Below are 11685 nucleotides of genomic sequence, written 5' to 3'. Positions count from 1 at the left end.
CATGCGAGATCCGCTGTCCGCGTTGTCGGATGCCTTCACCGCCTTCCTCTTCGGGAACGTGGAGACGACCCGGCTGCCGGTGCGTACGTCGACGGGCCAGGCCCAGGCCGTCTACCTGCCGACCGCCGCGCCCGGCCTCGGCGACTCCGGCGTGATCATCGGGCGTGAGGTGTATTCGGGCAAGGGCTACATCTACGACCCGTTCCAGCTGTACGGGCAGCAGCTGCCGGCCCCGCACTGGCTGGTGCTCGGCGAGTCCGGCAACGGCAAGTCGGCGCTGGAGAAGACGTATGTGCTCCGCCAGCTCCGCTTCCGCGACCGCCAGGTCGTCGTCCTCGACGCCCAGGGCGAGGACGGCGTCGGCGAGTGGAACCTCATCGCCGAGGAGCTGGGCATCACGCCCATCCGCCTCGACCCGACCGCCGCGCTGAACGACGGGATCCGGCTCAACCCGCTCGACCCCTCGATCACCACGACGGGCCAGCTCGCCCTGCTCCGCACGATCATCGAGGTCGCCATGGGCCATGGCCTCGACGAGCGGTCCGGCTTCGCGCTCAAGGTCGCACACGCGTACGTCACCGACACCATCGTCGACCGCCAGCCGGTCCTGATGGACATCGTGGAGCAGCTGCGCCACCCGAAGCCCGAGTCCGCCGCGGCGATGAACGTGGACATAGACGACGTACGGGCCTGGGGCCTGGACGTCGCCCTCGTCCTGGACCGGCTCGTCGACGGTGACCTCCGCGGCATGTTCGACGGCCCGACCACGATCGGCATCGACCTCGACGCACCGCTGATCGTCTTCGACCTCTCGCACATCGACCGGAACTCCATCGCGATGCCGATCCTCATGGCGATCGTCGGCGTCTGGCTGGAGCACACCTGGATCAGGCCCGACCGGAAGAAGCGCATCTTCCTCGTCGAGGAGGCCTGGCACATCATCAACTCGCCCTTCGTGGCGCAGCTCTTCCAGCGCCTGCTGAAGTTCGGCCGGCGCCTCGGGCTCTCCTTCGTCGCCGTCGTCCACCACCTCAGCGACGTCGTCGACGGAGCCGCGGCGAAGGAAGCGGCGGCCATCCTGAAGATGGCCTCCACCCGCACGATCTACGCGCAGAAGGCGGACGAGGCGAGAGCGACGGGGAAGGTCATCGGCCTGCCCCGGTGGGCGGTCGAGATCATCCCGACGCTGACCCCGGGCATCGCCGTATGGGACGTCAACGGCAACGTACAGGTCGTCAAGCACCTGATCACCGAGGCGGAACGCCCCCTGGTCTTCACCGACCGCGCGATGACCGAGGGTTCCGCGGCGGACCTGCTCCCCGAGGACGTACGGGCCGCGGAGCTGGAGGCGGAGCAACGGGCGGCGCGGATCGAGCACCAGCAACGGCTGAACGAGTCGTCCGAGTCAACGGTGGCATGACATGGCACGCCAGGCACCATCCGGTTCGGGGCGCGGCGGCGAGGGCCAGGGCGGTGTCCCGGACGGACTGCTGATCGGCCTCCTGGCCTTCCTCTTCGGGCTGACGGTCCTGGCCTGGACGGCCACGGGCCTAGCCGGACTGTTCGCCCACGGTGGCTGGCCGGACGGCGTCACGTTCCCGCGGACGCCACTCGCGCTGCGCGCCCTGGCCGGCGCGCCGACGGACCTGCCGGGCGCCTGGCCGGACACCCCGCCGGGCGAGCTCTCCGGGTACGGGCTGTTCTGGGGCCTGTTCATCGGCGAGGTGATGGTGCTGCTGGTCCTGACCGTGTTCTCGGTGGGTGTGGTGGCCCGCTGGCGGCTGGTCCGGAAGCAGAGGCGTGCCACCCCGGCACCGTCCGGACGCGACCGGGACCCCGTGCGCACAGGCCCGGCGGTCCAGGAGCCCCCACGGGAAGCGACGGCCACCGAGGCAGCACCTTGGGCGACCGCTCCGGCGCCTGTGGAAACCGCTCCGGCCCCCGTACCGGACCCCGGGAAGGCCGCCGTGGCGGCAGCCCCGTACGCACAGGAGCCCGCCCTCGCCGCGTACGCGCGAGAGCCCTCCCCGCTGGTGCCCACGCCCCGTGCCCCGCGCATCCTCTACGGCGCCTCCGCCGCCCGCCGCCCCGCCGTCGTCCAGGCCATCCAGGACGCCGAAGGCCCCGCACTCGTCGTGACCTCGGACCCCACCGTCTGGGCCGAGACGAAGGACGCCCGCAGCAAGCTCGGGCCGGTCCTCGTCTACGACCCGGGCCACCTCTGCGACACCCCGGACCGCCTCCACTGGTCCCCCGTCGCGGGCTGCGAGGACCCCGCCACCGCCGGCTCCCGGGCGGCCGCCCTCCTCACCCCGGTCCGCCCCCTCGCCAGGGCCGACGCGGCCGTCGCCGACACCGCCCAGACCCTCCTCCGGTGCTGGCTGCACGCCGCCGCCGTGGACGGCCGCCCCTTCCGCCAGGTCCACCGCTGGGCCTCCGGCTCCGGCGGCCACGAACCGGTCCGCGTGCTCCGTACGCACCCCAGGGCGGCGTCCGGGCTCGCCGGGCTCCTGGAGTCCGAGCTCACCGCCTATCCCGAACGCCGGGAAATGGCCCAGGAACTGACCGTGCGGGCCTTCGAGGCGCTCTCCTCGGTCCACATCCGGGAAGCGTGCACACCCAACCGAGCCGATGCGCTCGTGCTGGATTCTTTTGCACACGAAGGGGGAACGCTCTATGTGGTCGGTGAACCCATCGAGGATCCTCACCACCACCCCGGTGCGATGCCCCTGCTCACCGCACTCGCCTCGCACGTGGTCGAGCACGGCCGCCGCATGGCCGCACGGTCAACCGACGGTCGGCTCGACCCACCAATGACGCTCGTCCTCGACGACGTCGCCGCCGTGGCTCCGCTCCCCCAGCTGCCGGAACTGCTTCTCACCGGCCAGGACCAGGGGATGCCCGCCCTCGTCCTGCTCCGCTCCGAGGAACAGGCCCGTGCCCGCTGGCGGGAACGCCTTCCGGCACCAGGCCCGAGCTGACCGCGAGGACCGACGGGCGGTCCTACTTCGGCCGACGGATCTCGAACTCCAGTTCCAGGGAAGTCGGATCACCCTGCATCGGCAGCGTCCGCCCCGTGGGGACGAAGCCGATCCGGCGGTAGGAGGCCTCGGCACGCGCGTTGGCCTCGTGGACGTAGAGCCGCACCCGTTCCAGCGGCGGCCCGGCCAGCGACCAGGCCCAGTCGACGGCCTCGCGGAACAGCGCGTCCACCACCCCGCTCCCCCGGTGCTCCGGCCGGACGAACACCCCCACCAGGTGGGCCTGGTCGACCTCCGCGGCCTCCCCGAACCCCGGCTCGCCCGCCGGCCGCTCGACGAGCACCGACACCGTCCCCGCCCACTGCCCGTCCGGAGCCTCGGCGACGAACTGACGGACGTGCGCCCCCTCGGCACCACTCGCCGTCCGCTCCTGCCAGAACACATCGGGCCTGGCCAGGGCCTGCTCCGACGTCTCCAGGAAGGCGATCGGGGCGACCGGGTCCCGCAGCGCCGCCAGCCGGATCTCCCTGGCCCGCTCCCACTCCTCCGCCCGCACCGCACGCACTACGTAGTCCATCCGCCGATCGTGCCCTGCCGCCCCCACCACGGCAAACGAGATACACCGGGCCCTCAGCCGTCCAGCGACAGGGCGTTCTTGGCGTGCTCGACGGACGCCTCGGATGCGGGCCCGCCGGGGTTCTCCGTCGCCAGCGCCTGGTTCAGAGCGACGAAGTCGCGCATCCGCTCCTCGTAACGGGCGAAGGCGGCCGTGTGATCGCCGGATGCCTGCGCCAGGGAGTCGGCCAGCACATGGGCACCCACGAGCGCCAGGCTGGTGCCCTGCCCCGAGAGGGGAGAAGGGCAGTAGCCGGCATCACCGAGCAGGGCCACCCGGCCGCGCGACCAGCGGTCCATCCGGATCTGCGCCATGGCATCGCAGTAGAAGTCGGGGGCTCGGCGCGCGGCCTCAGCCAGACGCGGCCCCTCCCACCGCAGCGACGCGAGCCTCTCCGTGATGATGCGGCGCAGTGCGTCGGCGTCACGGGCGAGCGGCCCCGACTCGAACCCGAACGCGACCCGCAACTCCGTGTTCCCGCGTACGGGCATGATGCCGAAGCCGACGTCACCGTCGCTCAGCCATACCTGCCAGTCCTCCAGCCCGAGGAAATTGTCCGCGCCGAACACCGACAGGTAGCTGCCGAGGTGGTGCGAGAAGCCCTCCTCGGGCCCGAACGCCAGCCGCCGTACCGTCGAATGCAGGCCGTCGGCCCCGATGACGAGGTCGAAGGAACGGGACGCCGCACGGGCGAAGTCCACCCGCACCCCGGCCCCGTCCTCGTCCAGCGCCGTAACGGTGTCCCCGAAGAGATACTCCACGTCTCCGCGCGTGCACTCGTACACCAGCCGCACCAGGTCCTCGCGGAGCAGCTCGATGTCGTCGCTGTCCAGCCGACCACTGCTGAAGGTGGCCTCGGTGGAACGGTCGACCTCCTTGCCGTCGGGGTCGAGGATCGACATGCCCCGCATGCGGGTACGGACCCGACGCGCCGGTTCCAGCAGGCCCATCCGCTCGATCACGTCGAGCGCGACGCCCCGGACGTCCACGGCCTGCCCTCCGGGCCGCAATCCCGGCCCCCGTTCGACGACGGTGACCTCGAACCCGTGGCGACGCAGCCCATAGGCGAGCGCGGGACCGGCGATGCCTCCGCCGGAGATGAGAACAGTGCGCATCAGAAGCTCCTCTCGTACGCTGTATCCATCTGAACGTACGGCGTACGCGCACCGCCCACCACCAGGCATTTCTCCGTGCTGCACTAGGACAGATGCCGGTCAGGGATCATCGCCGCCGCTACCACCTGCACTAGTACAGAACCGAAAGGCCACTCCACGTGACGAACGCCACAGGACACACGGACGAGGCGCCGTATCTACGCATCGTCACCGAGATCCGCCGACGCATCGGAGAGGGCGAACTGGCCCCAGGAGAACGCGTTCCGTCGACCCGCCAGATCGCGAGGGACTGGGGCGTCGCGCTCGCAACCGCAACCAAGGCCCTGACCCACCTCCGCATGGAAGGCATCGTCGAGACGCAGCCACGTGCGGGCACGGTCGTCGCCGCACCCGTCACCCGGCCCCGCGGGCGCGCGCCCGTCCCGTCCTCCGGCGCACTCCCGGCCCCGCCCCCCGAGCAGGACCTGACCCTGGACCGGATCGTGCGCACCGCCATCGACATCGCGGACACCGAGGGACTCTCCGCTCTCTCCATGCGCGGGGTCGCCGCCCGGCTCGGCGTCGGCGCCATGTCCCCCTACCGGTACGTGACCGGCAAGGACGACCTCATCCTGCTCATGGCGGACGCCGCCTTCGGCGAGAAGTTCTACCCCGCCGTGGTTCCGGACGGCTGGCGTGCCCGCCTGGAACTCGGTGCACGGACGCTGTGGACCCTGCACCGGCGGCACCCCTGGCTCGCACAGCTCTCGTCACTCACCCGCCCCCTGCTCCTCCCCAACCTGATGGTCCACGGCGAGTGGTCGCTCAGCGCCCTCGACGGGCACGGTCCGGCGACCACCGAGCTGTTCGACATCCACGTACTCCTCTTCAGCCATGTCCAGGGACTGGCGATCCATCTCGAACGGGAGGCACAGGCCGAGGCGGCCACAGGCCAGTCCGACGAACAGTGGATGGACAGCCGCGCCCACGCTCTCCGGGCACTGGTCGACTCCGGCCGCTTCCCGACGTTCACGAAGGTGGTCGGCTCCTTCGAGGACGGTTACGACCTCCGCCTCGACGCCCTCTTCGAGCTCGGCCTCAAGGCCCTCCTCGACGGCCTGGCTCCGGTCATCGACGGCGGGAGCGGATCGCACGGATAGCTTGCCCGGGGCCACCGTTCTCCGCGTCGTACCCCGGTACTACGGCAGCCTCCACATCCCACCCGCGGTCGGACGACCGCCACGCGCCCGCTCCGTAGCGTCGACCACATGATCAGGGCATACGAACTCACCAAGCGGTACGGGGGCACAACCGTCGTCCACGGCCTGGACTTCACCGTCCACCCGGGCACCGTCACCGGCTTCCTCGGCCCCAACGGCGCCGGGAAGTCGACCACCATGCGCATGCTGCTCGGACTGGACGCCCCCACCGGCGGCCGGTCCACCATCGGCGGCCGCGCCTACACCACCCACCCCGCACCGCTCACCGAGGTCGGGGCCCTCCTGGAAGCCCGGTCGGTCCATCCGGGGCGCACCGCCTTCAACCACCTCATGGCCCTCGCCCACACCCACGGCATCCCCCGCAGCCGCGTCGAACACGTCCTGGACCTGGCCGGCCTCACCGGAGCCGCCCACAAGAGGATCAAGGGCTTCTCGCTCGGCATGGGACAGCGTCTCGGCATCGCCGCCGCGCTCCTCGGCGACCCGGCGACCCTCATCCTCGACGAACCGGTCAACGGGCTGGACCCCGAAGGCGTCCTCTGGATCCGCACCCTGCTCACCTCCCTCGCCGCGGAGGGCCGGACCGTCCTCGTCTCCTCACACCTCATGAGCGAGATGGCGCTCACCGCCGACCACCTCGTCATCATCGGACGCGGCCGGCTCCTCGCCGACACCACCGTCGGCGAACTGGTCCGCGCGGCGGGCGGCACGTCCGTCAAGGTCGTCACCCCGCAGGCCGACACCCTGCGCACCCTGCTCACCGGCCCCGGGGTGCAGATCACCACCGGCGCCGCCGACGAGCTCACCGTCCACGGCGCCGACGCCGCCCACATCGGCCGTACCGCCGCCGGCCACGCCATCCCGCTCCACGAACTCACCCCGCAGACCGTCTCCCTGGAACAGGCCTTCATGGACCTCACCCAGGAATCCGTCGAGTACCGGACCACCGCACCCATGACCGGAGTCCCCGCATGACCACCGCGACCGCGCCCTCCCCGTACCGCGTCACCCCACGCCACGTCCTGCGCTCCGAGTGGCACAAACTCTGGTCCCTGCGCTCGACCTGGATCACGCTCCTGTCGGCGGCGGTGCTGACCCTCGGCGTGGGGCTCGTCATGGGCGCCACCTACACCTCGGACGGCGGCGACTCCGACGTGGACGCCGTCGTCCTCGTCCTCTACGGCACCCTGCTCGGCCAGCTGTGCGTCACTGTCCTCGGCATCCTCGTCACGGCCGGCGAGTACTCCACCGGCATGATCCGTGCCTCCCTCACCGTCGTACCGCGCCGGCTGCCCGTCCTGTGGGCCAAGGCCGCTGTGTTCACCGTCGTCGCGTTCGCCTCGATGTTCGCCACGGCTCTCATCACCTTCCTCGCCGCACAACTGCTCCTGCGGGACACCGACCAGGCCGCCGCACTCACCGACCCGGGCGTCCTCGGCGCGATCGCCGGCAACTCGGCCGGCATCACCCTGCTCAGCCTGATCGCCCTCGGCCTCGGCGCCACCCTCCGCTCCGTACCCGGCAGCATCGGGGCGTACATCGGCTGCGTCCTGATCCTTCCCGAGGTCCTCGGCATGCTTCCGTACGATGCCGTGGACAGCGTCCTGCGGTACTTCCCGACCCAGGCCGCCGGAGCGCTCGGCTCGGCCACCCCGATCCCGGGCACCGCGAGCACCGGCCCGGCGCTCCTGGCCCTCTGCCTGTGGGCGGGCGCGTCCCTCGCCGCGGGCGCGATGCTCCTGCGCCGCAGGGACGCGTAACGGGACAGCACGGTGAAGCACGGACGGAGGACCGACAGGGTGAGCGACGACAAGAACCCGCACCCGGGGCACCTGGCCCCGGGCGGCGCCCCGCTGACCCCGTACATCCAGGACCTCGTGCAACGGCTCCGCGCCCTCGACCGCCGCCGGCCGAGGCTGTGGGACATCACGGTCACCGGCTTCTGGGTCGTCGTCGCGGTGCTCGACTACAGCACCGGCGGCTGGCGCACGGTCGCCCACAACATGGAGGCGCCGGAGCCTCTCGTCCTCCTGATGAGCCTGTGCTTCTCCGTCCCGCTGCTGTGGCGCCGCCGCAGACCGGTGACGGTGCTCCTCCTGATGGCACCCGTCTCGCTGGTCAACATCTGGACGGGCGCCGTCGTCCAGGCCGCCTTCCTCCAGCTGATCCCCGTCTACACGATCGCTCTGCGGCTGCCCCTCAGGACCCTCGCCTGGTCAGGTCTGGTGATGTGCCTCCCCGCCGCGGCGGGCGCGATCCTGATCCCCGGCACCGCGGACCGGCAACTCGTCTCCTACCTCTGGGGATTCGTCTTCGTCACGCTGCTCGCCATAGTCGTGCGTACCCGCCGTGAGTACACCGAGGCCCTCGTCGAACGCGCCCACCGGCTCGAACGCGAACGTGACCAGCAGGCCCAGCTCGCGGCGGCCGCCGAACGCGCCCGCATCGCCCGCGAGATGCATGACATCATCGGCCACAACCTCTCCGTCATCACGGGCCTGGCCGACGGCGGGGCGTACGCCGCGGCCAAGAACCCGGAACGCGCGGGCCAGGCCCTCGAAGCCATCGGCACCACGAGCCGGCAGGCCCTCGCGGAACTACGGCGCGTACTCGGCGTCCTGCGCGAACCGGCCCCGGCCGCCGACCTGGCACCCCAGCCCTCACTCGCCGACCTGGACAACCTGCTGACCGGCGTACGGGAAGCGGGACTGCCCGTACGCCTGACGGTCCACGGCACCCCGCCGCCCGAACCCGCCTCGCCCGGGCACCAACTCGCCGTCTACCGCGTGGTCCAGGAATCCCTCACCAACACCCTCAAGCACGCGGGCCCCGAGGCCACCGCCGAAATCTCCCTCACGTACACGCCTACAGGCCTGGAGGTACGGGCCACGGATTCCGGCGGTGGCCCGCAGCCCCCGGAGAGCGGGAGCGCCCCCCACGGACGGGGCATCGGCGGAATGCGTGAGCGCGCGTCGCTCTACAACGGCACACTCGAATCGGGCCGGCTCCCCGCCGGCGGCTGGCAGACACGACTCCGCCTTCCCCTGGAGGACACACCGCCGTGACCACGGTACTCATCGCCGACGACCAGGCCATGCAGCGCTTCGGCTTCCGCATGCTGCTGGAGAGCCAGGACGACATGACCGTCGTCGGTGAGGCGGCCAACGGCGCGGAGGCGGTTGGCCTGGTCGCCCGCCACCACCCGGACGTCGCTCTGATGGACATCCGGATGCCGGGACTCGACGGCATCGAGGCCACGCGCCGCATCGTCACCTCCGGAGCCCGCACCAGGGTCCTCATCGTGACGACCTTCGACCTGGACGAGTACGCCTACGACGGCCTGCGGGCCGGCGCGAGCGGCTTCCTCGTCAAGGACGCGCTGCCCGAGGAGCTGCTCTCCGGCATCCGCGCTGTCGCGAGCGGGGACGCGGTCGTCGCCCCGAGCCTCACCCGCCGGCTCCTGGACGCCTATGTGCACCACCTGCCGGCAGCACCCGGCGACAGCCCCGCCGGCGGGGACCCGCGCATCGCGTCGCTGACGGAGCGGGAGAGGGAGATCCTCACGGTCATCGGACAGGGCTGGACGAACAGCGAGATCGCCGAACGCCTCCACCTCGCCGAATCGACGGTGAAGACGCACGTCACCCGCATCCTGGCCAAGACGGGGTCCCGGGACCGCGTCCAGGCGGTCATCCTGGCGTACGACACCCGCATGGTGAACCCGCGGTGATCACGCCGTTCACGCCGTTCACAGCCTTCACAGTCGAGCACGGTTGAGCCGGGCGGCCTGGCGAGTCAGATGGTCACGCTCGGCCAGATTGGACGCCTTACGGGCCGCCTCCGCGTACAGCCGTGCCGCCGTGGCCAGATCGCCGTCCCGCTCGTGGAGGTACGCCGCCACCGCCGTGTGGCGGGGCAGTGAAGGGTCCAGCCCGTCGAGCGCCGCCAGCCCGGCGCGCGGTCCGTCGGCCTCGCCGACGGCAACCGCACGGTTCAGCAGGACCACCGGGCTGTCCGTCAGGCGCGCGAGTTCGTCGTACCACTCGACGATCTGCACCCAGTCGGTCTCCTCCGCAGCAGGAGCATCGGCGTGAAGCGCCGCGACGGCGGCCTGCGCCTGGTACTCGCCCAGCCGGTCACGGGCCAGCGCCGCCTGCAGGATCTCCACCCCTGAGGCGATCAACCCGGTGTCCCAGAGCCCCCGGTCCTGCTCGGCGAGCGGCACCAGGCTGCCGTCGGGCGCGGTCCGGGCCGCACGCCGGGCATGGTGGAGCAGCATGAGTGCGAGCAGCCCCGCGACCTCGGGGTGGTCGATCGCGTCCGCGAGCTGCCGGGTGAGCCGGATCGCCTCGGCGGCAAGGTCGACATCACCGGAGTAACCCTCGTTGAAGACCAGGTACAGCACGCGCAGCACCGTGGCCACGTTGCCGGGCTGCTCGAACTGCACCCCCGAGACGGTGCGCTTGGCCCGGCTGATGCGCTGCGCCATGGTCGCCTCGGGCACCAGATAGGCCTGGGCGATCTGGCGGGTGGTCAGCCCACCGACGGCGCGCAGCGTGAGCGCGACCGCCGATGCCGGGGTCAACGACGGGTGGGCACACAGGAAGTAGAGCTGGAGCGTGTCGTCCACCGCCGGCGCCGGCCCGGGCGCCGGCTCCACCTCTACGCGGTCCTCACGCCGGCGGCGGGCGGTGTCCGCGCGGGCCGCGTCGAGGAACTTGCGCCAGGCCACGGTGACCAGCCAGCCCTTGGGGTCGCGCGGCCGACAGGCCGACCAGACCCGGAGCGCCTCGACCAGAGCGTCCTGCACGGCGTCCTCGGCCGCCGCGAAATCAGCGCCGCGGCGGACGAGGACGGTGAGCACGCTCGGGGTGAGGCTCCTGAGCAGAACCTCGTCCATCGGTGACGTCACTCCGTGATGGTGGGGTGCGCGGTCAGGAACGGACGCACCTCCAGCCACTCATGGATCGCCTCGCCGCCCGCCCCCGGCGCGGCAGACAGCTCGCCGGCCAGCTCGACGGCACGGTCGTAGCCGTCCACATCGATGATCATCCAGCCGGCGATGAGGTCCTTGGTCTCCGCGAACGGACCGTCGGTGACCGGCGGCCGGCCCTCACCGTCGTAGCGGACCCACGCACCCTCGGGGGCGAGCGCCTGACCGTCGACGAACTCACCCGTCTTCTCCAGCCGGGCCGCGAAGTCGTTCATGTACTGCACGTGAGCCGAGATCTCCTCCGGCGTCCATCGATCCATCGGCACGTTGTTGACCGGTGCCGGGGCGCCGCGGTAGTGCTTGAGCAGCAGGTACTTGGCCATTGCGTCTCCCTCGATGCTGGGGTGCGACCTCATTGTGGTCGCCTTCACTACGGGGACGAAGCCAGGCACGGGTTCTCGACATCGCCGGCCAAACTTTCTCGAACCGTTCCGAGTCGTGACGCTCTGTGACGGACCGTGAACGCAGAAAAGCCCCGTGCCACAAGGGCACGGGGCTAGTCCGTAATATTTGTTCGGCGGCGTCCTACTCTCCCACAGGGTCCCCCCTGCAGTACCATCGGCGCTGAAAGGCTTAGCTTCCGGGTTCGGAATGTAACCGGGCGTTTCCCTAACGCAATGACCACCGAAACACTATGAAATTAACCAACACCGGAACACAACACGGCCGTTCGTTATTTCAGAACTAACACAGTGGACGCGAGCAACTGAGGACAAGCCCTCGGCCTATTAGTACCAGTCAGCTCCACCCGTTACCGGGCTTCCACATCTGGCCTATCAAC

At 71.0% G+C, this 11685-nt stretch carries 11 protein-coding genes and 2 rRNA genes; 7 read left to right on the top strand and 6 right to left on the bottom strand.

All coding sequences use genetic code 11. The annotated features are described in order from the left end of the window. Nucleotide 1 precedes the first annotated feature (1 nt). Nucleotides 2-1420: an ATP-binding protein gene (locus tag ACIQM3_RS00065; RefSeq protein ID WP_401616635.1), complete on the top strand. Its 1419-nt coding sequence runs from the start codon at nucleotides 2-4 to the stop codon at nucleotides 1418-1420. Between the two features lies 1 nt (nucleotide 1421). Further along, complete coding sequence (locus tag ACIQM3_RS00060) at nucleotides 1422-2981, top strand: type VI secretion protein (protein ID WP_401616632.1); 1560 nt, start codon at nucleotides 1422-1424, stop codon at nucleotides 2979-2981. Nucleotides 2982-3003: 22 nt separating this feature from the next. On the opposite strand, the gene ACIQM3_RS00055 is transcribed toward ACIQM3_RS00060, so the two are convergent. Together ACIQM3_RS00055 and ACIQM3_RS00050 are read right to left on the bottom strand one after the other, a co-directional pair. Next, nucleotides 3004-3558, bottom strand: a complete 555-nt coding sequence (locus tag ACIQM3_RS00055; protein WP_401616629.1) for a GNAT family N-acetyltransferase — start codon at nucleotides 3556-3558, stop codon at nucleotides 3004-3006. Between the two features lie 53 nt (nucleotides 3559-3611). Further along, nucleotides 3612-4712 carry an FAD-dependent monooxygenase gene (locus tag ACIQM3_RS00050; protein WP_401616627.1) on the bottom strand — a complete coding sequence of 367 codons (1101 nt, stop codon included), beginning with the start codon at nucleotides 4710-4712 and terminating at the stop codon, nucleotides 3612-3614. A gap of 158 nt (nucleotides 4713-4870) precedes the next feature. On the opposite strand from ACIQM3_RS00050, the gene ACIQM3_RS00045 reads away from it, so the two are divergent. From ACIQM3_RS00045 to ACIQM3_RS00025, 5 genes are all read left to right on the top strand, one after another. Further along, the gene (locus tag ACIQM3_RS00045) at nucleotides 4871-5851 is read left to right on the top strand and encodes a GntR family transcriptional regulator (protein ID WP_401616624.1); all 981 of its coding nucleotides are present in this window, start codon (nucleotides 4871-4873) and stop codon (nucleotides 5849-5851) included. 108 nt (nucleotides 5852-5959) lie between these two features. Further along, a complete protein-coding gene (locus ACIQM3_RS00040; protein WP_401616621.1) occupies nucleotides 5960-6886 on the top strand; it encodes an ATP-binding cassette domain-containing protein in 927 nt (308 codons plus the stop codon). Beyond that, nucleotides 6883-7671 carry an ABC transporter permease gene (locus ACIQM3_RS00035; RefSeq protein WP_401616618.1) on the top strand — a complete coding sequence of 263 codons (789 nt, stop codon included), beginning with the start codon at nucleotides 6883-6885 and terminating at the stop codon, nucleotides 7669-7671. The genes ACIQM3_RS00040 and ACIQM3_RS00035 overlap by 4 nt, the downstream gene beginning before the upstream one ends. Before the next feature lie 39 nt (nucleotides 7672-7710). After that, complete coding sequence (locus ACIQM3_RS00030) at nucleotides 7711-8976, top strand: sensor histidine kinase (protein WP_401616616.1); 1266 nt, start codon at nucleotides 7711-7713, stop codon at nucleotides 8974-8976. Next, entirely contained in the window at nucleotides 8973-9641 is a 669-nt protein-coding gene (locus tag ACIQM3_RS00025; RefSeq protein ID WP_401616613.1) for a response regulator, read from the top strand. Before ACIQM3_RS00030 ends, ACIQM3_RS00025 begins: the two co-directional genes overlap by 4 nt. Before the next feature lie 27 nt (nucleotides 9642-9668). Here ACIQM3_RS00025 and ACIQM3_RS00020 read toward each other — a convergent pair whose 3' ends face one another. From ACIQM3_RS00020 to ACIQM3_RS00005, 4 genes are all read right to left on the bottom strand, one after another. Then, nucleotides 9669-10811: an RNA polymerase sigma factor gene (locus tag ACIQM3_RS00020; RefSeq protein ID WP_401619887.1), complete on the bottom strand. Its 1143-nt coding sequence runs from the start codon at nucleotides 10809-10811 to the stop codon at nucleotides 9669-9671. An 8-nt stretch (nucleotides 10812-10819) separates the two neighbouring features. Next, entirely contained in the window at nucleotides 10820-11227 is a 408-nt protein-coding gene (locus ACIQM3_RS00015; RefSeq protein ID WP_401616611.1) for a YciI family protein, read from the bottom strand. Nucleotides 11228-11416: 189 nt separating this feature from the next. Beyond that, nucleotides 11417-11533 (bottom strand): 5S ribosomal RNA (rrf, locus tag ACIQM3_RS00010). 79 nt (nucleotides 11534-11612) lie between these two features. Then, a 23S ribosomal RNA gene (locus ACIQM3_RS00005) occupies nucleotides 11613-11685 on the bottom strand; the annotation flags it as partial.

The organism is Streptomyces sp. NPDC091271 (genome assembly GCF_044757505.1).
Lineage (GTDB): Bacteria > Actinomycetota > Actinomycetes > Streptomycetales > Streptomycetaceae > Streptomyces.
The sequence above is the reverse complement of the archived record's forward strand: the minus strand, read 5'-3'. Positions and strand labels throughout refer to the sequence as shown.

Bases quoted from the DNA above. Each gene is read 5' to 3' on its own strand.
- ACIQM3_RS00055 (WP_401616629.1), bottom strand. From the start codon at position 3,558: ATGGACTACGTAGTGCGTGCGGTGCGGGCGGAGGAGTGGGAGCGGGCC.
- ACIQM3_RS00060 (WP_401616632.1), top strand. From the start codon at position 1,422: ATGGCACGCCAGGCACCATCCGGTTCGGGGCGCGGCGGCGAGGGCCAG.
- ACIQM3_RS00040 (WP_401616621.1), top strand. From the start codon at position 5,960: ATGATCAGGGCATACGAACTCACCAAGCGGTACGGGGGCACAACCGTC.
- ACIQM3_RS00065 (WP_401616635.1), top strand. From the start codon at position 2: ATGCGAGATCCGCTGTCCGCGTTGTCGGATGCCTTCACCGCCTTCCTC.
- ACIQM3_RS00015 (WP_401616611.1), bottom strand. From the start codon at position 11,227: ATGGCCAAGTACCTGCTGCTCAAGCACTACCGCGGCGCCCCGGCACCG.
- ACIQM3_RS00035 (WP_401616618.1), top strand. From the start codon at position 6,883: ATGACCACCGCGACCGCGCCCTCCCCGTACCGCGTCACCCCACGCCAC.
- ACIQM3_RS00050 (WP_401616627.1), bottom strand. From the start codon at position 4,712: ATGCGCACTGTTCTCATCTCCGGCGGAGGCATCGCCGGTCCCGCGCTC.
- ACIQM3_RS00020 (WP_401619887.1), bottom strand. From the start codon at position 10,811: ATGGACGAGGTTCTGCTCAGGAGCCTCACCCCGAGCGTGCTCACCGTC.